The 22,080-nt window shown below is 60.3% G+C and carries 20 protein-coding genes; 3 read left to right on the top strand and 17 right to left on the bottom strand.

Annotated elements, in window-relative coordinates; genetic code table 11:
• The first annotated feature begins 4 nt into the window (after positions 1–4).
• Both AC1DFB_RS03315 and AC1DFB_RS03310 read left to right on the top strand, forming a co-directional pair.
• Positions 5–1,216, top strand: a complete 1,212-nt coding sequence (locus AC1DFB_RS03315) for an ABC transporter permease (protein ID WP_480922117.1) — start codon at positions 5–7, stop codon at positions 1,214–1,216.
• Positions 1,217–1,376: 160 nt separating this feature from the next.
• Positions 1,377–2,597, top strand: a complete 1,221-nt coding sequence (locus AC1DFB_RS03310; protein WP_480922116.1) for an aminopeptidase P family protein — start codon at positions 1,377–1,379, stop codon at positions 2,595–2,597.
• A gap of 30 nt (positions 2,598–2,627) precedes the next feature.
• Here the strand turns inward: AC1DFB_RS03310 and speB are convergent, their stop codons facing one another.
• Positions 2,628–3,599 carry an agmatinase gene (speB, locus tag AC1DFB_RS03305; protein WP_170401351.1) on the bottom strand — a complete coding sequence of 324 codons (972 nt, stop codon included), beginning with the start codon at positions 3,597–3,599 and terminating at the stop codon, positions 2,628–2,630.
• Between the two features lie 190 nt (positions 3,600–3,789).
• Here speB and AC1DFB_RS03300 point away from each other — a divergent pair, with 190 nt between their 5' ends.
• Positions 3,790–5,160 (top strand): DUF3179 domain-containing protein, encoded by a 1,371-nt coding sequence (locus tag AC1DFB_RS03300; protein ID WP_480922115.1) that lies wholly within the window; start codon positions 3,790–3,792, stop codon positions 5,158–5,160.
• Here AC1DFB_RS03300 and AC1DFB_RS03295 read toward each other — a convergent pair whose 3' ends face one another.
• The 16 genes from AC1DFB_RS03295 to ftsW all read right to left on the bottom strand — a co-directional run bounded on the left by AC1DFB_RS03295 (position 5,161) and on the right by ftsW (position 21,886).
• Positions 5,161–6,846 carry a chloride channel protein gene (locus AC1DFB_RS03295; RefSeq protein WP_480922114.1) on the bottom strand — a complete coding sequence of 562 codons (1,686 nt, stop codon included), beginning with the start codon at positions 6,844–6,846 and terminating at the stop codon, positions 5,161–5,163. It lies immediately after the preceding gene.
• Between the two features lie 92 nt (positions 6,847–6,938).
• The gene (recN, locus tag AC1DFB_RS03290; protein WP_170401355.1) at positions 6,939–8,588 is read right to left on the bottom strand and encodes a DNA repair protein RecN; all 1,650 of its coding nucleotides are present in this window, start codon (positions 8,586–8,588) and stop codon (positions 6,939–6,941) included.
• Positions 8,589–8,624: 36 nt separating this feature from the next.
• Positions 8,625–9,488 (bottom strand): outer membrane protein assembly factor BamD, encoded by an 864-nt coding sequence (locus AC1DFB_RS03285; RefSeq protein WP_170392015.1) that lies wholly within the window; start codon positions 9,486–9,488, stop codon positions 8,625–8,627.
• 126 nt (positions 9,489–9,614) lie between these two features.
• Positions 9,615–10,535 (bottom strand): UDP-3-O-acyl-N-acetylglucosamine deacetylase, encoded by a 921-nt coding sequence (gene lpxC, locus AC1DFB_RS03280; RefSeq protein ID WP_170392017.1) that lies wholly within the window; start codon positions 10,533–10,535, stop codon positions 9,615–9,617.
• 214 nt (positions 10,536–10,749) lie between these two features.
• Positions 10,750–12,351: a cell division protein FtsZ gene (gene ftsZ, locus AC1DFB_RS03275; RefSeq protein WP_480761142.1), complete on the bottom strand. Its 1,602-nt coding sequence runs from the start codon at positions 12,349–12,351 to the stop codon at positions 10,750–10,752.
• A 348-nt stretch (positions 12,352–12,699) separates the two neighbouring features.
• Complete coding sequence (locus tag AC1DFB_RS03270; protein WP_480922113.1) at positions 12,700–13,119, bottom strand: hypothetical protein; 420 nt, start codon at positions 13,117–13,119, stop codon at positions 12,700–12,702.
• Positions 13,106–14,440: a cell division protein FtsA gene (ftsA, locus tag AC1DFB_RS03265; RefSeq protein ID WP_170392023.1), complete on the bottom strand. Its 1,335-nt coding sequence runs from the start codon at positions 14,438–14,440 to the stop codon at positions 13,106–13,108. Before ftsA ends, AC1DFB_RS03270 begins: the two co-directional genes overlap by 14 nt.
• A gap of 8 nt (positions 14,441–14,448) precedes the next feature.
• Complete coding sequence (locus tag AC1DFB_RS03260) at positions 14,449–15,453, bottom strand: cell division protein FtsQ/DivIB (RefSeq protein WP_480922112.1); 1,005 nt, start codon at positions 15,451–15,453, stop codon at positions 14,449–14,451.
• Positions 15,441–16,358 carry a D-alanine--D-alanine ligase gene (locus tag AC1DFB_RS03255; RefSeq protein ID WP_480922111.1) on the bottom strand — a complete coding sequence of 306 codons (918 nt, stop codon included), beginning with the start codon at positions 16,356–16,358 and terminating at the stop codon, positions 15,441–15,443. The genes AC1DFB_RS03260 and AC1DFB_RS03255 overlap by 13 nt, the downstream gene beginning before the upstream one ends.
• Before the next feature lie 108 nt (positions 16,359–16,466).
• Positions 16,467–17,393 carry a UDP-N-acetylmuramate dehydrogenase gene (gene murB / locus AC1DFB_RS03250; protein WP_170563760.1) on the bottom strand — a complete coding sequence of 309 codons (927 nt, stop codon included), beginning with the start codon at positions 17,391–17,393 and terminating at the stop codon, positions 16,467–16,469.
• Positions 17,390–17,683: a hypothetical protein gene (locus AC1DFB_RS03245; protein WP_170401372.1), complete on the bottom strand. Its 294-nt coding sequence runs from the start codon at positions 17,681–17,683 to the stop codon at positions 17,390–17,392. Before AC1DFB_RS03245 ends, murB begins: the two co-directional genes overlap by 4 nt.
• A 23-nt stretch (positions 17,684–17,706) precedes the next feature.
• Positions 17,707–17,973, bottom strand: coding sequence for a DUF2484 family protein (locus AC1DFB_RS03240; RefSeq protein WP_170392032.1), 267 nt, complete (start codon positions 17,971–17,973; stop codon positions 17,707–17,709).
• The gene (locus tag AC1DFB_RS03235) at positions 17,970–18,218 is read right to left on the bottom strand and encodes a DUF2484 family protein (protein ID WP_170392034.1); all 249 of its coding nucleotides are present in this window, start codon (positions 18,216–18,218) and stop codon (positions 17,970–17,972) included. The genes AC1DFB_RS03240 and AC1DFB_RS03235 overlap by 4 nt, the downstream gene beginning before the upstream one ends.
• A 4-nt stretch (positions 18,219–18,222) precedes the next feature.
• Positions 18,223–19,629, bottom strand: a complete 1,407-nt coding sequence (gene murC, locus AC1DFB_RS03230; protein ID WP_480922110.1) for a UDP-N-acetylmuramate--L-alanine ligase — start codon at positions 19,627–19,629, stop codon at positions 18,223–18,225.
• The gene (locus AC1DFB_RS03225; protein ID WP_480922109.1) at positions 19,626–20,723 is read right to left on the bottom strand and encodes a UDP-N-acetylglucosamine--N-acetylmuramyl-(pentapeptide) pyrophosphoryl-undecaprenol N-acetylglucosamine transferase; all 1,098 of its coding nucleotides are present in this window, start codon (positions 20,721–20,723) and stop codon (positions 19,626–19,628) included. The genes murC and AC1DFB_RS03225 overlap by 4 nt, the downstream gene beginning before the upstream one ends.
• Entirely contained in the window at positions 20,723–21,886 is a 1,164-nt protein-coding gene (gene ftsW, locus AC1DFB_RS03220; RefSeq protein ID WP_480922108.1) for a putative lipid II flippase FtsW, read from the bottom strand. Before ftsW ends, AC1DFB_RS03225 begins: the two co-directional genes overlap by 1 nt.
• Positions 21,887–22,080: the final 194 nt, after the last annotated feature.

Genomic DNA, 22,080 nt, shown 5'->3' with positions numbered 1-22,080 from the left:
CGACATGGCCGCACTTACTCCGATATCCCGCAAACCTTTGTCCATGGTTTTGCCAAGCGTTGCGCTGGCAGGCGCCTTCGCCGGTATCTTTGTCGGCGCGGGCAATGGCTCGGTCTTCCTCGGCATCATGGGCGGGGCAGCCTTGATCGCCGCTGTGGCCTGGGTTTACATCACGATACTCAAGAACGAAAAACTGGCCCGATGGATCAATATCCTTGGCTTTGGCATCGTCGGTTTTCTGTTCTCTGGCCCAATGGGCGGCGTTCTGGGCCTGTTGGGTGGATGGTTCTTCGTCTGGTTTATCTTTTGGCTGTACGAAGGTCGATATCGCCAAAAACTGTTGCCCTATCTGACCGCGAAACAAGTGTTCTATCACTACTTGTTCCGGGTGATCTGCGGCGCGATCTTCGTGTTCCTGATCACCCCGATCCTCGTGGTTTTGCCGCTCTCGTTCAACGCGCAGGACTTCTTTACCTTCACGCCAGAAATGCTGCGTCTGGACCCGGAAGGGTACTCGCTCAAGCACTACCGCGATTTCTTCACCAACAATGAATGGCAGCGCAGCTTCAAGAACTCGCTCATCATTGCGCCGATTGCGACGATCATCTCGGTCTCGCTGGGCACGCTGGCGGCCATTGGCCTCAGCCAGAGCCACGTTCCAGGCCGCCGCGCCATCATGGGCATCCTAATCTCGCCAATGATCGTGCCGCTGATCATTTCAGCCACAGGCATGTTCTTCTTCTACAGCGATATCGGCCGCTTCATGGAGGGAACACTGGGCATGAACAAGAACTTTGTGGGCTATGTGAAAGTGATCCTCGCTCACGCCGTTCTGGGTATTCCATTCGTCATCATCACCGTGACCGCAACGCTAGTGGGCTTTGACCGCTCGCTGACGCGGGCGGCTGCGAATATGGGCGCGGGTCCGGTGCGGACATTCTTCAAGATTCAGATGCCCTTGATCCTGCCGGGTGTGATCTCAGGCGGCTTGTTTGCCTTCATCACCTCATTCGACGAGGTGGTCGTGGTACTGTTTGTCGGCTCGGCTAGCCAAAAAACGCTGCCATGGCAGATGTTCACCGGCCTGCGCGAACAGATCAGCCCGACCATTCTGGCGGTGGCCACGATCCTCGTGGTGATCTCGATTGCGCTGCTGACCACGGTCGAGCTGCTGCGCCGTCGGTCCGAGCGCCTGCGAGGCCTTTCCCCCGCTTGACGCAGGCCTAGGTCTGATCTAACGATTCACCTGTTCATCCCAGCCGCGATGGCGTCGCGGACGCACTGGGATGATCGGCTCTCGGACCCCGAGACCGCCTGTCCTGAACGCCGGGACAAGTGGCCGGGTTTGCCGCCCGGCAATGATGAGAGACCAAGTCATGACAGACACAACAAAACGCCCCGAATTCTTCACCTGCCACAATGGCGACAAAGCGCCCCTGCCGTTCAGCAAGGGCGAATACGACCGCCGCCTTGGCGCCCTGCGCGCAATCATGGCCAAGCATGACGTCCCCGCCGTCCTGCTGACCTCGATGCAGAACATCGCCTACTATTCCGGCTTTCTGTACTGCTCTTTCGGCCGCCCCTACGGCTGCGTTGTGACACAGGACGCTTGCACCACTGTCTCGGCAAACATCGACGCGGGCCAACCGTGGCGGCGCTCGGTTGAGGACAACGTCATCTACACCGACTGGAAGCGCGACAATTACTGGCGCGCAGTGGCCAGCCTGATCGGCGGGGCCAAACGGATCGGGATCGAAGGCGACCACATGACATTGGCGGCGCGCAACACGGCGCTGGACATGCTGGGCGGACCGGAACTGATCGATATCGCACCTGACACGATGTTTGCCCGCATGGTGAAATCCGCAGAAGAGATCGAGCTGATCAAAGGCGGCGCGCGCACCGCTGACGTGGGTGGGGCCGCCATCCACGCCGCCATCCGCGAAGGCGCAACCGAGATCGAGATCGCCATGGCCGGCCGCGACGCGATGGAAGAGGAAATCGCCCGCGCCTACCCGGATGCCGAATACCGCGACACCTGGGTCTGGTTCCAGTCGGCGCTCAACACCGATGGTGCGCACAACCCGGTGACCAAACGCGCGCTGCAAAAGGGCGATATCCTGTCGCTGAACACCTTCCCAATGATCTCGGGCTATTACACCGCGCTGGAACGCACCCTGTTCCTGGGCGAGCCCGACGCAGACAGCCTGCGCCTGTGGAAGGCCAACGTTGCCGCGCATGAGCTGGGCCTGAGCCTGATCAAACCCGGCGCGACCTGTTCGGGCATCACGGCTGAGATCAACCGCTTCTTCGAGGATGAGGGCCTGCTGCAATACCGCTCGTTCGGCTACGGCCATTCCTTCGGCATCCTCAGCCATTACTACGGGCGCGAGGCGGGTCTGGAGCTGCGCGAGGATATCGATACGGTGCTGGAACCCGGCATGGTCGTTTCCATCGAGCCGATGCTGTGGATCCCCGAAGGCCAGCCCGGCGCGGGCGGCTATCGTGAACACGACATCCTTGTGGTTGGTGAAGACGGGGCCGAGAACATCACCGGCTTCCCCTATGGTCCCGGCCACAACATCATCGATGCATGAAAAAACGGGTGGGGCGACATGCCCCACCTTCTACCGCTGGGCGCGTTCGTGAAAGATGAAGCCCAGAAAGTTCAGCAATAGCTGCGCCGCCAGAATTTGGGTACTTTCCGTCGGGTCGTAAGCAGGCGCGACTTCGACCAGATCGATGCCCACAACATCCCCGCGTTTGGCCAGACCCTGTAGAATTTCCAGTACATCGTAGTAGAGAAACCCGCCATGGCTGGGCGTACCTGTGCCCGCTGCGATTGAAGGGCAAAAAGCGTCGATATCTATCGTTACGTAATACCGTGCCCCCTGCGGGATACGCGCCAGCACTGCCTCGGCCCCCAGTTTGCGCACCTGCCGCACCGACAGGATATCCGAGCCCCGCGCGCGGGCGTCCTCGTAGCCCTCTTTCGCAGTGGATGAGACATTGCGGATGCCCAACTGCGTCATGCCTGAGACATAGTCTTTCTCAATCGCCCGCCGCATCGGGTTTCCGTGCCCGGCGGTCACCCCGTGGCGTTCATCGACGAAATCCAGATGTGCGTCGATCTGCACCACATGGATCGGGCCGTTCTGCGCGCAATCCTCGGCGAAGGCATTGATACAGGGGATGTTGATCGAATGGTCCCCGCCAATTGTCACCGGCAAGGCCCCTGCTTTCAGGATCTTGCCCACCCCCAAGGCGATATTCGCATGACTCTCGTCGGTCTTGGTGTGGATGATATCTGCATCCCCCAGATCAACGATCCGCACCGAGCCATCCAGATAGGTTGCGTCATCTTCGTGATCATAAGCCCCGGCGTGGCCGAAACTGAACAGGGTCGAGGCTTCGCGCACGGCCCGAGGTCCAAACCGCGCCCCCGGTCGCCATTGGGTCCCGAAATCGAAGGGCGCGCCGAGAACGGCGATATCCGCCTCTATCTCATCCCAATTCTCAACATATGGAGATTTGGCGAAGGTTGAGATGCCGACAAAAGGCAGGTTTAGTCGCCCCGCCTTATAACCATGGTCTTGCATGGGTATTTCCTTTTTCATTGCCACTGTCACGTTCGATGACATCAATCGCAGCAGCATCTTGTGCTCAGGATGGACCAATGTCGAGATGCCCGGCGTGCAGCTTCAGAAATTCGAGCCACTCACGCGAGTGTTGCGTGTATGTGATCTGCTTTGCGGGCAAGATCGAATATGAACCCGATCGGAGGATGCCATGTCGATTCCACGTCGCAGCTTTGTCGGCCTGTTGGGGGCAAGCGCTGTAGCACCTCGCGCTCTTTGGGCGCAGGATGACCCTGTCTACGATGCCGTACGTTCAACTTTGTATGGTAGTCGGACCGATTTCGAAGCCGGGATGGCGTTCCTGACCGAGCGCGGCAACCCGGACGTTGTGCCCGCGCTTTTGACGGCGATGCGCTATGGCAGAAGGCGAGAGCGAGACATTGCCAAAGTCATGGAAGCGTTGAGCGGCGCGCGCCACGGCACAGACTGGTTCGAATGGATGCTATGGCAAGAACGGAACGCTCAGATTGTACCTCATCCATCTTTGATACCGTTCAAACGCGAAGTTCTTTTGGGCATCGATCAGAACTTCGATGTGTTCCTGAAACCCGAATATTTGCAACGCGACAACATGAAGATTCGGCTGGAAGAGATCAGTTGGGGTGGTGTGCTCAAGGACGGTATCCCTTCGCTGGACAATCCCAAGCTGATCCCTGCGGCGCGGGCGGACTACATGAAAGACGACGATTTGGTCTTTGGCGTCTCGATCAACGGCGATGTACGCGCTTATCCGCTGCGCATCATGGGCTGGCACGAGATGTTCAACGAGGTGATCGGAGGCGTTCCGGTAGCACTGGCCTATTGTACGCTGTGCGGATCGGGGATTTTGTTTGAAACGCAGGTCGAGGGGCGGCGGAAGCCGTTTGTATTTGGCTCGTCCGGGTTCCTGTATCGGTCGAACAAATTGATGTTCGACCGTGAGACGCATTCGTTATGGAACCAGTACACAGGTAAGCCCGTGGTCGGACCGCTGGTCAACAGTGGGATCGAGCTGAAGCAGCGTCCTGTGGTGATCACCCGCTGGGACAGCTGGAAGGCGTCGCATCCGGATACGCAGGTGCTGTCGCTCAGCACCGGTCATCGGCGCAACTATGGCTCGGGCGTTGTGTATCGCGATTACTTTGCCTCACCCGATCTGATGTTCCCGGCCTTGGTCGATCAAAGTCGGCATCGCCAGAAGGACTACGTGTTCGCCGTGCGCCAGTTCGGCGCGGCGCGGGCGTGGCCGTTGGACGCGTTCAAGGGCAAGCCGGTGATCAACGATGCGATTGGCGGGCGGGCACTGATGCTGATGGGCGACCCGGACAAGCGCGGCGTGCGCGCCTACGAGCGTGGATCGCGCCAGTTCCGCGCGACCACCGATGGCGGGCTGCTGGACGAAACGGGCAACAAGTGGCGCGTCACCGAAGAGGCACTGATTGGCCCGGATGGCGCAGAGTTGCCGCGCGTCGCGGGACATATCTCGTATTGGTTTGCCTGGGACAATTATCTGGGCGACGCAGCCAGCGTTTACGGACGCTGATCAAGAATGTTCCTCGGCCGCTGTGGCGGCCAGCGCGCGGTTGTAAGCTTTCAGCGCGTCGATGTGATAGAGCGCGCCAACGGGGTTTTCACAGCCGTCCTTGTCGATGATCACCACCGGGATGCAAGGGATGTCATTGCGGTCGAAATAAGGCATCGCGGCCTCAAGCGTGGCGCTGGCCTTGACGCATAGGCCTTGTTCGATCAATGCCTGCGCGTCTTCCTTGGAGATCGAACGCGCGTCCCCCAGCGGGCGCATTACTGCGCCTGCGCGCAGCATTGCCAGCAAGTAGGCCTGCGGCCCGGCGGCAAGGTGCACATTGCGTCGTTCCAGCTGGGTCAGGAAGAAGGACCGGTCCACAAGGCGCGAGGCCAGCGCAGTGGACATCGAGACCGAAACCATCACGGCGAGGCCGATCTGCCAGTCTCCGGTCAATTCAAACACGATGAGCGTGGTCGAGATTGGTGCGCCCAGCACCGCGGCAGCCACCGCGCCCATCCCGGCAAAGGCATAGAGCGTATGGGTGCCTGACACATCTGGCAGCAATCCGGTGGCGATCAGGCCGAAGGCCAACCCGGTCAGCGCTCCGATCATCAATGAAGGGGAAAACACACCACCACCCATGCGACCGCCCATGGTAATCGCCACTGCGACGGTCTTGATGACCGCGAACAGGATTGCGGTCGTCAGCACGAGGTCCCCGGTCAAGGCACGGATCGTGGTTTCGTATCCCACGCCGATGATGTGCGGAAACCAGACCGCCAACAGGCCGAGCATCGCGCCCGAAACACCGGGGCGCAGCCAGCGCGGCAGAGACAAACGGTTTTGAATATGCGTGCCGATATCCTCGGCGAAGAAGATCGATCGCATCAGCAGCAGCGAGACCAGCCCGCAAATCAGGCCTAGGATCAGGAAGGCGGGCAGCTCGACATAGAATTGCAACGACCCGGGCGTATCCAGCGTGAATTCGGTCACGTCACCATAAGCCAGCCGGTTGATCACGGTCCCCGCGACCGAGGCGATGACAATGGGCGCAAAGGCATGAACGGCGAAGTGGCGCAACACAACCTCAAGCGCAAACAAGGCCCCGGCGATAGGGGCGTTGAAACTGGCCGAAACAGCAGCGGCCACAGCACAACCCAATAGGTCGCGCCCGGTGATGCCGTCGGCGTGGATACGGTCGCTGACCCAAGTCGAGATGACCCCGGCCATATGCACAACAGGTCCTTCCCGCCCCGTGGATCCGCCTGAGCTGAGCGTGATCAGCGAAGCGAAAAAAGATGCGATACCGGCCTTCTTTTCGACCCGTCCATCAGTGATGGCCGCACCCTCGATCACATCAGCTACCGAACGCACACGGCCATCATCGGTGTACCTGTTCAGGATGATCCCGACGACCAACCCGCCGACCACAGGTGTAAGGAAAATCCAGAGCCAATGCAGCTTCTCAGCATGGCTGTGCAGGAATAGGATATCTTCGGTGTTGTAGAGATAAGCCTGCAACGACGAGATCGCCATCCGGAATCCCAGCGCCATGAAGCCTGCAGCGATCCCGATGACCAGGGCGATAAACCAGAACTGAATCTGGCTGGGGCCACGATGAAGCATTACCCGCCATGCATCCCGCAGCGCCGCGAGGGCTTGATTGAGCTGATTGCGCAGCACGGTGCGGGTCGATTGGGTCATTGGCCCTCGTTGGGGTGGTCGCCTGACCCTTAGTAAGCCACGCGCGCGCCTTAGAAAAGTCGGTTCACGACAAGATGCTCACAGAATGCGCGTCATGCATCCAACAGGGCACGGGCAGCGGCGCGTGCCTCATCCGTAATGGTGTCGCCTGCGACCATCCGGGCGATTTCGTCGACGCGGTCGGGGTCGGCCAGCGGGATCACGGTGGACAGGGTCTGATCGCCGGTGACCTGTTTCTGCACCCGCCAGTGATGCGCCGCCCGTGCGGCCACTTGCGGCGAGTGGGTGACGACCAGCACCTGCCCGCCCTGCGCGAGTGCGGCCAGACGGCGGCCCACCGCGTCCGCCGTGGCACCGCCGACACCGCGGTCAATCTCGTCAAAGATCATCGTGCGGGCACTGTCTTCGCCCGTTAGGCAGACCTTAAGCGCCAGCAGAAAGCGGCTGAGCTCGCCGCCCGAGGCGATTTTGTTGAGCGGCCCTGACGGCGCCCCCGGGTTGGTGGCGACGGTGAAGGCCACCGCGTCGATGCCTTCGGGGCCTGCGTCGGTCGCGGTGACCTCGGTCCGGAACACGGCGCGTTCCATTTTCAGGGGCGCGAGTTCAGCCATTACTGCGGTGTCCAACGCACTGGCGGCCTTACGGCGCGTTTCGCCGAGTGCGGTGGCCGCGTTGTCATACGCAGCTTGTGCCGCGTCCACAGCAGCGCGTTTGTTGCTGAGGTCGGCGTCACCTGCATCCAGCCGGTTCAGGCGGTCGCGCAAGGTATCGGCGAAGGTGCCCAGATCATCGGGGGCCACATCGTGTTTCCGTGCCAGCGCGCGAATGGCAAAGAGGCGTTCCTCGGCCTGTTCCAGTTCCGCTGGGTTAAAATCGAGCGCTTGCAGACAGGCGTTGACCCCATCCTGCGCCTCGCCCAGTTCGATCAGGGCGCGACCCAGCGCTGCAATGGGGCCTTCCAACTGGCCACCCGCATTGTCCGACACGCCTTCCAGCCAGCGCACGGCATCGGCCATCGCGCCCTCGGCCCCGTCGCCGCCCAGCAAGGCAAAGGCACGGGCCACGTCGTCGCGAATCCGTTCGGCCCCTTGCATCATGCGGCGGCGGGCGTCGAGATCTGCATCCTCGCCCGGCTGCGGGTCAAGCTGATCCAACTCGGCAACGGAATGACGCAGGAAATCTTCTTCGGCACGCATAGCCTCCAGCGCTGCCTCAGTCTGCGCCAGAGCTTTGCGGGCGATGGACATCTGGCCCCACGCGGCACGCACGGCGGCCAACTGATCCCCTGCCCCGGCATAGGCATCCAGCATTGCGCGATGCCCGCGCGGGTTCAGCAGGCCTCGGTCATCATGTTGGCCGTGCAGTTCGATCAGAGTTTCCGACAGCGCCCGTAACACTTCGCCCGAACAACGGCGGTCATTGACCCATGCAGTCTTACGTCCCTCGGCCGTGTTGACGCGGCGCAGGATCAGCTCCTCGCCACCGGGCAGACCCGCCTCGGCCAGAATCGAATGGGCAGGGTGATCGTCAGGCAGTTCAAACTCGGCCACAACTTCGCCCTGTGCGGCCCCCTGACGAACCAGCTCGGCGCGCCCGCGCCAGCCCAGCACAAAGCCCAGCGAATCCAGCAAGATCGACTTGCCCGCGCCGGTTTCACCGGTCAAAGCATTCAAGCCCGGCTGAAACGTCAGCTCCAGCCGGTCGATGATCAGCATGTCGCGGATATCAAGGGCGCGCAGCATCGGGTCTTTAGCGTCCCAAGCCTTTAGCCATGGCCGTTACAACCACTCACCCTTGACGGTCTGGCGATAGATCGTGCTGAGCCAATTGTTACCTCGGCTCTTTAGATCGAGACCACGCGACGTCAGCAACGTGTACCCCGCGTCGTACCATTCCGAGGACTGATAGTTGTAACCCAGAATCGCACCCGCGGTCTGCGCCTCGTCCACCAGTCCCAGCGCCAGATACGCCTCGATCAGGCGATAGAGCGCCTCGGCGGTATGAGATGTGGTCTGAAAATCTTCGACCACCACGCGGAATCGGTTGATCGCCGCAGTGAAGTGATCCTGACGCAGATAATAGCGCCCGATCTCCATCTCTTTGCCAGCCAGATGGTCAAAGGCAAGGTCGAATTTCAGTACGGCAGATGTGGCATACTCACTGTCTGGGTAGACTTCGATCACCGTGCGCAGCGCCTGCAGTGCCTGAAAGGTCAGCCCCTGATCACGACCCACTTCGTCGATCTGATCATAGTAGCTGAGCGCCAGAAGATACTGGGCATAGGCGGCGTCTTCGTCAGTGGGATAGAAATCGATATATCGCTGCGCGGCGGCGCGGCTTTCTTCATAGTTCTGGTCCGAATGGAATGAGAACGCCTGCATGATCAGCGCACGTTTCGCCCAATCGGAATAAGGATAAAGCCGCTCTACTTCAGAGAAATACCAAGCCGCGTCGTCCGAGCGATTCTGCGACAGCTCGTATTCACCGCGGGTGTAAATCTGTTCAGGCGTGAAACCTTCGAGGTTTTGGCTGCGGTCTGCCCCACGGTTACCAAACAGACCTCCGGCATTGCCACATGCCGTCAAAGTTGCTGCCAGAAGAAGCGCACCTGCGATTCTGACTGCCGCTTTGCTGCCAACCATTCCGCCCATCCTTGTCGTCTACTTAGCGGGAATTACCCCTGATCGGGCCTCGGTCTAGCACATAAAATTCCAGTGCAAAACGCCTTATCCACCCTCATGGCGCAAATGTCGTCAGAGTTGATCAGATCACGCAACCTGCGGGATTTCGCTTCGCACAAGGCCCTGGCCGGGCAGACGCGCGGCTTGTTCAGGGGTACAAAGGATCGGACGCACAGCGCCCGGTGTTTCGAACAGTTTGCGCAGCAATGTGTTGGTCATCGAATGCCCCGACTTCTCGCCGACAAAGCGCCCCAGAATCGGACCGCCTGCAAGATAGAGATCACCCAGAGCGTCCAGCATTTTGTGGCGCACCGCTTCATCCGTGTGACGGAAGCCACCCGGGGTCAGGACTTCGTCGCCCTGTACGACTACGGCATTGTCCAATGTGCCGCCCAAGGCCAATCCGTTTTCGCGCATCGCTTCGACATCTGTGCGGCGGCAAAACGTGCGACTGTCGCAGAGTTCACGCGCAAACGAACCATTGCGCATGTCCAAAACCTTTGTCTGGCTGCCAATGGCGTCATCTTCGAAATCAATGTGGAACTCGATCTCCAGACCTTCCGCAGGCGCGATCGATGCCTTTGCACCTTCGCGTTCAACTGAGATGGGTTTAAGCACCTCATAAGCCAGTACCGGACTGGCCTGACGACGAACGCCTTTGGCCATGATGCCCTGAACAAAGGCCACGGACGAGCCATCCATGATCGGGACTTCGGGACCGTCGATTTCAATCAGTGCATTATGCACACCACATCCGGCAAGTGCCGCCATGATGTGTTCCACAGTCGATACCGACACATTCGCATCGTTAACCAATCGTGTGCAAAGAGGCGTCCGCTCAACAACATCATAGATAGCGGGGATCAACGCATTGCCCAGCTCGATATCAGTCCGCTTGAACCAGATTCCATGACCTGCCGCTGCAGGCTTCAGAACCATCGTCGCAGGCTTGCCGCTATGCAGCCCAGTGCCCACAAACGTGACTGAAGATTTGAGCGTATGTTGCAATGTGAGCCTCGGTGAGTTGTGTCCAGCCTATCAGGGGCTGTGTTGCACCCTCAACTAAGGAAGGGGGCGTTAAGGCTCAACTCACCTTTTGCAACCGAATGAAACATGAATGTGACACATCGGCAAATCCCTGCTTACACCAGCTCAACACTTTGTGTTTCCACAAAAAAGGGCCGCGCGATGGCGGCCCTTCGGGATGATTTTGTTACCGCGATCAGTTGGCCTGACGCCGTAGGAAGGCGGGAATTTCGATGCGCTCCTGATCAGGATCGGCTTCATCCTGAACAGGTGCCGTTGCGTCAACCGACCGCATCGCAGGCTGTTGGCGTACCGGTTGAGCGGGCGTATCGGCCGCATGGCCGGTCATCCGGTCAATCAATCGGTTGAAGCCAAAACGCGGGCGATCCTCGGTCGCTTGCTGCGGCTGAGGGGCCGGTTCGCGAGGCGCCTCAGGCGTCGGACGCAGCCGGTTCGAAGGTACTTTCTGAACTGCGGCCTGCAACCGCTGCATCGCTTCCGGAGACGGTGTGCCGGGGGTCTGGGCACGCGGTGCGTCGTAGGAGTCGACTGTCTCTTCGACTTCGGGTTGCGGTTCGAACTGCGCAACCTGAGGCTGATAGGCGGGCGGAGGCAGCCCGTCATCGTCCTGCTCGGCAGCGGGTTTTTCGTCTTGCCAGCCTTCATTGAACTCGACATCTTCGATGGACTCGAAGAGCGTGGGCGCAATGTTGTCCTCAGCCGGGGCCTCATCTGCAGCGATTTGTTCAGGCGTGGAGTCTTCTGCCGAAACCGTGCGTGTCAGCGGAGCCGACATCGAACGGCGGGCGACCGGTACATCTTCGCTTTTCTCGCTGGCATCGATACCGGTGGCAACGACTGAAACGCGCATTCCGCCTTCCATCTCGGTGTCGAGGGTCGAACCGACAATGATATTGGCCTCCGGGTCCACTTCCTCGCGGATGCGGTTGGCAGCCTCGTCCAGTTCGAACAGGGTCAGGTCGTGCGCACCGGTGATGTTGATTAGCACACCCTTGGCACCCTTGAGGCTGATTTCGTCCAACAGCGGGTTGGCAATGGCCTTCTCGGCTGCCTGAATGGCGCGATCTTCACCGGTCGCTTCGCCTGTGCCCATCATCGCCTTGCCCATCTCGTCCATCACGGCTCGAACGTCGGCGAAGTCGAGGTTGATCAGACCCGGACGCACCATCAGGTCGGTTACGCCTTTGACGCCCTGATACAGGACATCGTCGGCCATCGAAAACGCCTCGGTAAACGTGGTCTTTTCGTTGGCCAGACGGAACAGGTTCTGGTTCGGAATGATGATCAGCGTGTCAACGACTTTCTGCAGCGCATCAACGCCGTCTTCGGCCTGACGCATACGCTTGGCGCCTTCGAACTGGAAGGGTTTGGTGACAACCCCAACGGTCAGGACACCCAGCTCCCGCGCTGCCTGCGCGATGATCGGGGCCGCGCCGGTGCCTGTGCCGCCACCCATGCCGGCGGTAATAAAGCACATATGTGCGCCCGCTAGGTGATCGACGATCTGTTCGATGCTTTCTTCAGCTGCTGCAGCACCCACGGTCGGACGCGCACCTGCACCTAACCCTTCGGTGACTTTGACGCCCAGCTGCACCCGCGCCGACGAACGGCTTTGCTGCAGCGCCTGTGCGTCTGTGTTGGCGACGACAAATTCTACGCCGTCCAACTGTTTTTCAATCATGTTGTCGACAGCATTGCCCCCAGCGCCGCCAACGCCAAATACGGTAATCCGAGGCTTGAGTTCGTCGTGCCCGGGCATCGAAAGATTTAATGTCATGCTCTGTCCGCCTGTTTTTTATGTTGCCGCAAAATGCGGTTTTTCTGACCTATCCACAGTCGATTTTACTGTGTCATTTCGGAAACGTCACCAGAAAAATCGCACGAATCCACAAAATATGGAGGAAATAAGGCGGCAAACAGCGGCATTTCGCTGTTACCGCGACATGTTGCGGCGAAAGGCTCATGCGCCACTACACACGGAAAGACCCCACCCGCCTTGAGGGGATGCGAAAACTTTTAGTCACTCGTTTGGTCGCGGAAAACTGCTCAATGTCCTGCCGCTGGGCCTCTGCCGGGCCTTGAACCTTATTTTGCGGCAATTTGGCAGTTGCCGCAACTGATTTCTTTAGCCTATCGGGGCACTTGGGCAATTCAGGCCATCTTCAGAGATGCTACGGACCTCTTGCGTTTCGCTGCCGACGAAGCGCGCCAGCCGTACCATCAGCCGGTCATTGTACAGGTAGGGCCACCAGCAGACTGGCAGGCCATCGGGCGCATCATCGTACAGAAAACAGATCTGGCCATTTGGCGTGGTGATCTGGCCATAGACACAGCCCCGCCCCTCCATCCGCCAGACCGAGAGAGACGGGCTGAGGAATTCCTCGGTCCCGACCAACATACCGCTTCGGATTTCATGGAAGGTGATCGTTTTGCCAACGACGGCGCTCAGAAACGCCTCGGGCGTAATAAGGGTTTGAGCCGGGGCCGCAGCGGGCCCAAGGGCCACGCCAACGGCTGCACCACGCAGGGCATTACCAATTGTCACGGAACCAGCGCACCGCGCGCTTGAACGGGCGCGCGGCATAGGTGTCGACCGGGATCTCAAAATCCCACCATTCGTCCTGAGGATGCGCCGCAAACAGACTAAGCCCCACTGCAGAAGAAAAACCGGGCCCGGTCGCGGATTGCGGCAGGCCATGAACGCGCAGCGGGCGGCCTAAACGAACACGCTGACCCAGAATCCGGCTGGCAAGCCCGTCTAGCCCCATGATCTGGCTGCCACCACCAGTCAGAACGATCTGCTGGCTTGGCAGGTGGTCGAAACCGGCAGCGTCTAGACGAGTACGCACCTCTTCGAGAATCTCCTCAACGCGGGGGCGCATGATGCCGATCAACTCGGCACGGCTGACGGTACGGCGGTCATGCTCCCAATCGCCAGTATCGCCACCGATGTCGATCAGGTCGCGATCATCGGCTCCGGTCGCGTGAACGCCACCGTTAAAGGTCTTGATCCGTTCGGCCACCGCTGCGGGCACGCCGAGGCCCATCGAAATGTCGCTGGTCACGTGATCCCCGCCCATGCGCACGCAATCGGCATAGATCATGTGTTTCTTCATGAAGATCGAGATGCTGGTGGTGCCGCCGCCCAGATCGATACAGGCCGCGCCCAACTCCTGTTCGTCCTCGACCAATGCGGAAATGCCCGAGACATAGGCCGAGTTCGCAATCCCTGCCAGCTCCAGATCGCAGCGCTTGATACAGCGGACGATGTTCTGGATCGCCACCGCATCGACGGTTAGCATGTGCATATCCACTGCAAGGCTCTGCCCCAATTGCCCACGCGGATCGATTAGTCCCGAGCGGTTGTCGAGCGCGAAATTCACCGGTTGCGCATGCAGTACCTCGCGCCCTTCGCCGTAATCGGGCACGTCGCAGGCGTTCAGGACACGACCGACCTCGGCTTCGGTAACTAGTTGCCCTTCCAGATCGACCTGTGCATCCAGCCCGTACGAGCGCGGGTTCGCCCCTGAGAAGGATGCAATCACGTGATCCACGCGGATATCGGCCATCTTCTGCGCTGCCTGCAGTGCGGTGCGGATGGCGCGTTCGGTCTCCTGCATCGCTGTGACTTCGCCGAACTGCACCCCGCGCGAGCGGGTAGTCGCAGCGCCGATGACGCGGAACCCGGTCTGACCGGCCATGGAGCCGATCGAGTTATCCTCGGACAACCGCCCGGTCCCGTCGAAGCGCAGGACAAGGCAGGCGATTTTGGAGCTGCCCACATCCAGAATGGCGACGACGCCGCGTTGCATTGCCTGTCGGCGCATCTGCCGCATGGCGCGTTGGGACTGATAAAGATCGGTCATCATGGTCGTTACTGCCCGCTACTCACATCTACTTTTGTGTTCCACCAGTCTTCGCTGGCCGTTTTGTTCATTCGGATGGTCGGTCGCTGCCCGAGTCGCATATCGACCACGGCCACGTCGCGTTCCAGAAGGTCCTGCACCTCGTTCACCGCCAACACACGTTCCAGCGCGCGCGCCGGACGTTCGGTCGGCAACATGATGCGCTGGTTGCGATCCAGCACCAGATCCCAGCGCCGTTCGCCAACGCGCACCAAACCGCGCACGCGGTCGCCCAAGCTGCGGGCTGTGGTCAGGATTTGCAGCGCCTCAGGGACATGTTTGTTCGCGCCCTTCCCTGCGATCAGTGGCAGGGTTGCGTGATCGGCGCGTGCTGAAACACGGTCAACATGGGCTCCGGTTTCATCCAATAGCTCGATCCCGTCTCGGGTGCGCCAGACGATGACCGGCTGGCGTTCGACCACATCAACCTGAAGAATCCCGCCAGGGCGAATGCGTACGGTTGCCGATTTCACCGGGTCAAGCCCGGTGATGGTGTCGCGGATCAACTCCACATCCAGATCCCACGAGCTGAGCGGGAAATCGAGCGGCACGATCTCGCGGATATCCTCAGACAGTGCGGTTCCTGCCCCGTCGATGGCCATCAAGTTGACCATGAATTCGGGGCGCTCCTGGATCGAGGTCTTGATGTCGGCGATATAGGTGCTGACCGCCTCACGACGTTCTTCGGCGGCAAAGAAGCCACCCACCAAACCAAAGACGGCCAGAACCGGCAGGCCAATTTTTAGCCCGCGCCGGATGCCGGGGGTGAGCATCCAGCGCTGAAAGCGGTAGCTGAGGCGCGAGGGCGCGGGGTCCGCGTTGCGCGCGCGGCCAAAAAGACGCGCCCCGCGCAAATGCAGCTTAGGTTCGGTTTTGGGCTCGGGCCTTGGCGCGGCGGTGAAATCGGCATCCGGCCCCGCCAACGGTTTGGTCCGGTGGATCACCGGCGCGCGGGTGGCGGTCAGCGGTCGCATGAGGCATCCTCCACCATCCAGGCGCAGAGCTGGCCGAAACTGATGCCAAGATGCTCGGCCTGTTCGGGCACCAGCGAAGTCGGCGTCATGCCGGGCTGGGTGTTGGTTTCCAGCAGGAACAGCCCGTCGGCACCCTTGCTGTCATCCCAGCGGTAATCGGTGCGGGACACGCCGCGACACCCCAGCGCATTATGCGCCTTCACCGCATAGTCCATGCAGCGGTCAAAGATGTCCTGCGGAATGTCAGCGGGCAGCACATGCCACGAGCCGCCGGGCTTGTACTTGGCATCATAATCGTACCAACCGCCATCGGTCATGATCTCGGTCACCGTCAGGGCGCGATCGCCCATCACGGTCACGGTCAGTTCACGGCCCGCGACGTATTTCTCGACCATCACCTGATCAGGCATCGCCTCGTCCAGTTGCGGCGGGCCGTTGGCATTTTCATGCACGATGTAGATGCCGACGCTGGAACCTTCGTTGTTGGGCTTGGCCACATAGGGCGGCTCCATCACATGGACCTCGACCACCTCGACCTTGGGAACGATCAGGCTGGGTACGATAGGTAATCCTTCGGCGGCGTAGACCTCTTTGCTGCGCTGTTTGTCCATCGCAAGGGCCGAAGCCAGCACGCCGGAATGCGTGTAAGGAATGCGCATCCATTCCAGTAGCCCCTGCACACAGCCATCCTCGCCCCAGCGTCCATGCAGGGCGTTGAACACCACATCGGGTTTGATATCGGTAAGGCGAGTAGCAAGGTCCGGACCTGCGTCCAGTTCGACCACTTCAAAGCCTTCACCCACAAGAGCGGCTGCGCATTCGCGCCCAGAGCTGAGAGACACCTCGCGTTCCGCCGAGGGGCCACCCATCAATACCGCCACTTTGAGGTTTGTCCTGCTCGACATACCCAATGTGCGCCTCAATGTCCCCGGACCTTATGTGGTGGTCCGTACTGCGTTTATGCCTTTGATCCGTCGTCCTAATTTGCCTGTTATGGTCTGACGGTCGGGGCTTTATTCTTCCAGCGGATCACCGACCCGCATGATTTCCCACTCTAGCGTGATGCCGCTTGTTTCGTAAACCTTTTTTCGCACCTCTTCGCCCAGACCTTCGAGGTCTGCGGCGGTGGCGTCGCCTGTATTGATCATGAAATTCGAGTGTTTGGGACTCATCTGCGCGCCACCTTTTGTGGCCCCGCGCATACCCGCGTCATCGATCACTTTCCACGCCTTGAGGTCATGCACATCGTCCGCTCGCCCAGTCGACGAGAACCCGGCTGGATTACGGAAGGTCGACCCGGCGCTGCGGTCCTTGGTGGGTTGAGTTTCGTCGCGCTTTTTTAGCTGCGCCTCCATGCGAGCGTGCAGCTCAGCTGGATCGCCCGAGGGGCCTTGAAACGTCGCCGAGATCAGCACCGCGCCTTCGGGCAGGTCGGACTGGCGATAGCGGAAGCTGAGGTCTTGCGGGGTCAGGTCCACGATCTCTCCGGCGCGGGTGACCACGGTAGCCTTTTGCAGCACATCCGCCGTATAGCTGCCGTAACAGCCCGCGTTCATGCGCACGGCCCCGCCGATCGAGCCTGGTATCGTGCGCAGGAAAGTCAGGTCCACACCTCCATCCGCTGCTTTACGCGCCACATGCGCATCCAGCGCGGCGGCACCCGCGCTGACGGTATTGCCGTCGACCGAGATACCATTGAACCCGCGCCCCAATCGGATCACCACCGCCCGCAGACCACCATCACGGACGATCAGATTGGATCCGACACCCATAGGAAAGATGGGAACATCCGCAGGCAGATCACGCAGAAACGACTGAAGGTCTTGGGTATCGGCGGGTTGAAACAGATAATCCGCAGGTCCGCCGACGCGCAGCCAGGTGAGTTCGGAAAGAGAGCGCGCCGCGGACAAGCGGCCACGGACGTCGGGCAGTTCGCTCATGCGCCTTCCCGCGATGCAAGGCTGCGCCCGCCTACTCCACCCATGATCACCGCAAACAGGAAGGGCAGGACCGCACCGGTCAGCCAGACGAAGGGTCCGAACGCCTGTTCTTCTTCTCCTGTCCCGACACCGGCCAGCACTATGATCAGTACCAGACCAAGGGCCGAGGTCAGCCCGATCAGCCACAGCAGTGCCTTGAGGCCGATCCAGCGCGCGGCGACAAAACCCGCAAGCGTCCCGAGGATCAGGGTAATCAGCGGCAAATAGGCGAAAGTGGCGATGTCGACCATGGGGGCCTCCTGAAAATGGCCAGTTACTTGTTCGCCGCCTTCATGCCCTGCATTTTCGCCTTTGTCCAACGGGTGAGGTAAATCACCGGCCAGCGCAGTACTGACATACCTGCCGCCAGAACCAGCAGCCCGATCCATGGACCATTTTCATAGGTGACATAGCCTAGGATAGGGACGCCAACGGCGATCAGGAAATAGGCGCGCCGCCAATGGTTGTCCTTGCTGGGCAACATCGCCAACACGTTGGCGACAACACCCCACAGACCGGCAAGCGCAATCGACCAGTTCATTCCGACACCTCTTTACCCGTCCACTTGCGCCAGTAGTAGCGGATCGGGTTGCGGTACATCGAAACAAAACCGCCAGCAGCCAGGACTCCGACGAACCAGCCATAGTCTAAACTCAGCCACAGAATCAGAGCAGGCGCGCTGGCAAACAGTACAACACCCGGTGGGAATTGCAGGCGCATCGGCAGCATCGCCACAATGGTGGAAGCGAAGACCCAGACGCAGGCGAGTATGAGCGATAGCGCCACGAGGTTAGCTCGCTTTGGCGATTAACCGGTCAGGCAAACCGTTGGCCCAGGTGCTGATCGTACCTGCGCCGAGGCAGACGACCATATCGCCCGGGCGGGCCTGTTCACGGACAAGGCGGGCCAGGTCTTCTTCGTTCAAGATCGCGCGCGCGTGGCGGTGGCCGTGGCGGATCAGGCCCTGCACAAGATCGTCACGGCTGGCACCTTCGATCGGATCTTCGCCTGCAGCAAAGACCTCCGCAATAGCGACTACGTCGGCGTCGTTGAAGCAGGTGCAGAAATCGTCGAACAGGTCGGACAGGCGGGAGTAGCGGTGCGGCTGGTGGACTGCGATGACGCGGCCCTCGGTGGCCTGACGTGCGGCCTTGAGAACAGCGGCGATTTCGACCGGGTGGTGGCCGTAATCGTCGATGATGGTGACGCCGTTAATTTCCCCGACCTTGGTAAAGCGGCGGTTGACGCCGCCGAAATTGGCCAGCGCATCGCGGATTTCACTGGCCTTCATGCCCAGATGACGGGCCACGGCCACGGCGCTCAGCGCATTAGAGACATTGTGGTCGCCGGGCATTGGCAAGGTGCAACCTTCGATCACCTTGTCTTCATGGCGTAGGTGGATGTCGAAATGGGCGACGCCACCCTTATAGGTCAGGTTTTCGGCCCGCACATCGGCCTGTGCGTTGAAACCATAGGTGCGCACGCGGCGATCGGAGATGCGGCCAACAAGCGCCTGCACCTCGGCATGATCTGTGCAGCAGACGGCCAGGCCATAAAACGGCAGGTTCGAGACGAACTCGTAAAACCCGTCCCGCAGCTTATCGAAATCGCCCCAATGCTCCATGTGTTCAGGGTCGATATTGGTGACGATGGCTATGGTTGCAGGTAGGCGATTGAATGAGCCGTCGCTCTCATCCGCTTCAACCACCATCCATTCACCCTGCCCCATGCGCGCGTTGCTGCCATAGGCGTGGATGATGCCGCCATTGATGACGGTGGGATCGAAATCGCCGGCGACCATCAGTTCCGCCATCATAGTGGTTGTTGTGGTCTTACCGTGAGTTCCGGCGATGGCAATGTTCGAGCGCAGGCGCATGAGTTCCGCCAGCATGTCGGCGCGACGGACGACGGGCAGGCCCTGCGCGCGTGCCTCGTCCAGTTCCGGGTTCCCCGGTTTGATCGCAGTTGAGACCACGACCACGGCGGCGTTCTGCAAGTTCTCGGCACGCTGGCCTTCGAAAATCTCAGCACCCAGCCCAGCCAGCCGGTCAGTAATCTTCGAGGTTTTCAAGTCCGAACCTTGTACACGGTAGCCAAGGTTCAAAAGCACCTCTGCGATACCCGACATCCCGATCCCACCGATGCCCACGAAGTGGATCGGTCCAACGTCCTGCGGCAGTTTGGTTGCTGGATTCATGAGGTCTCCTTCTGCGCCAGTTGCTCGACAAGGGCGACCAGACGCTCGGTGGCGTCCGGTGCCCCGACCGATAGCGCGGCATGGGCCATTTGCTGTGCGGCTTCGGGGTTGGTGAGAACCGTGGTCATTTGCTGTGTCAGCGCGGGAACGTCAAGGGCGTTTTCGGGGATCATGATCGCACCGCCTGCCTGAACCAATCCACGCGCATTGGCTGTTTGATGATCTCCGGCAGCCGTGGCAAGCGGGATCAAAATCGACGGGCGGCCAATCACGGAAATGTCGGCGATACTGGAGGCACCTGACCGGCTGACAACCAGCTGCGCGTCGGACATACGGCGAGGTACGTCGTCAAAGAAAGGCTGTACATCGGCGCGTATGCCGTGATCGGCGTAAAAGGCCTTGACCCGTTCACCATCCTCATCGCGGGCCTGATGCGAGACGCGGATATACCCGCGCAGATATTCAGGCAGCGCAGCGATGGCCCCCGGCACCACGTCACTGAGGATACGTGCGCCCTGAGAGCCGCCCATCACCAGGACGGACATCGGGTACTCCCCAGGCGGGATATAGGGGGCAGCAGCGCGTTCAAGAACGGAGGCGCGAACCGGGTTACCAGTGTGTATGCCCTTGGACCCTTCAGGCAAATCGGTGGGCCAGACACCACAGGCCACTTGAGCCACACGGGTGGCAAACAGTTGGTTTACCCGGCCCAGAACGCCATTTTGTTCATGGATCATACGCGGCAGCTTCAGCAGGATGGCCGCGCCCAGCGCCGGTATCGACGGATAGCCGCCAAAGCCCACCACCACATTCGGCTTGTCACGCATCATCTGCACAGCCATGCCAGTGACTCCAGCAGCAATCTTGGGTCCAACCAACATCTTGGCCGCTAATCCGCCTCGGGCGAAGGTGGCCGAGGATGCCTCGACAATCTCGACGTCTGCGGGGAACGCGCCAGTATAGCGCGCTCCGCGCGGGTCGGTGGACAGGCGCACACGCCAGCCTTTCTGCAGCATCGCCTCGGCCAACGCCTGCGCGGGGAACATGTGGCCCCCGGTGCCACCTGCTGCGATTAGTAGATAAGGTTTGCCCATCAGCCTCGTCCGCGCAGAATGTCGCCCAGCTCGCCCTGCGGGCGGGTTCGGGTGAAGGCCAGCAACATGCCAACCGCGATGCCGCCTGCAATCAGGGACGATCCGCCATAACTGACAAAGGGCAACGTCATGCCCTTGGCGGGCAGAAGCCTCACGGCGACGCCCATGTTGATCATAGCCTGCACACCAAACATGCAGGCCAGACCAGTGCCAGCCAGACGGATGAACATGTCGCGTTCGCGCATCAGCCGCAGCAGCGAACGCACAACGATCAGCGAGTACAGCACGATGATAATCAGCACCAGAATCAGCCCGTATTCTTCGGCCGCGACCGCGATGATGAAATCCGTATGCGCATCAGGCAGAGACCACTTGACCTGCCCCTCACCCACGCCGACGCCGAACAGACCGCCTTCGCGGATAGCATTGGTGGCATACCCAAGCTGGGTGGTCGGATCGAGTTCCTGATTAAGGAAACCATCGATACGACGGGCAAAGTGCTCGGAATTGGAATAGGCAAACATGCCGCCCAGAACGACCGCCCCGGCCATGCCGACCAGCAATAGCATCGGAGCTCCGGCGACAAAATACATCACACCCCAACCAAAAAGGATAAGGCAGGCCTGCCCGAAATCGGGCTGCATCACCAGCATTGCCACGATGGACATACACAGTGCAAAGGACCACAACCGCCCCGGCGGGCCGTTGATTTCCTGTGATGCGGCCAACAGCCATGCGGCCACCACGACAAAACCGGGCTTGAGGAACTCGGATGGCTGCAACGAGGCAAAACCCAGCGAATACCAGCGCACCGCGCCTTTGCCAAAGTCTGTACCGAAGACCGGCAGGAAGGCCAGCGCCACGAACGAGGCCAGAAAGCCCAGAATCGCCAGCCGCCGCACCAGTGTCGGCGACATCATTGAGGTCAGCAGCATCGCGACCAGCGCCAGCCCGCCAAAGATCGCCTGACGTTCTACATAGTGGAAAGGATCGAACCCGTTACGCCCCGCTAGTGGCGGCGACGAGGCTAACCCCAGCAAAAGCCCGATGACAAACAGGATCAGGACGCAGGACATCGTCCAGCGATCAATCGTTCGCCACCACTTCGGAAGAATCGGTTCTCCGCGCTGGTCCTGGACCGCGCCATACACCATCTCAGTCATGAGATACCGCCACTATCTGCCTCGTTAACGTCCCGTTTTCGGGATCTGATTGAGAGTCTACAGGGATTTTTACATTTGGGCTAGCAGAATGACAGGCAGAACTGGAATTCCGGAACAATGAGCCGACGTTGACAAACGCGCATGCATTCAAGCAGCGCAAGTTGTCTGTTCTGATCGACGGCCAGTTGAGACAC

The sequence above is a fragment of the Ruegeria sp. S84 genome (genome assembly GCF_056583445.1).
This window is presented reverse-complemented; position numbering and strand designations above follow the sequence as displayed.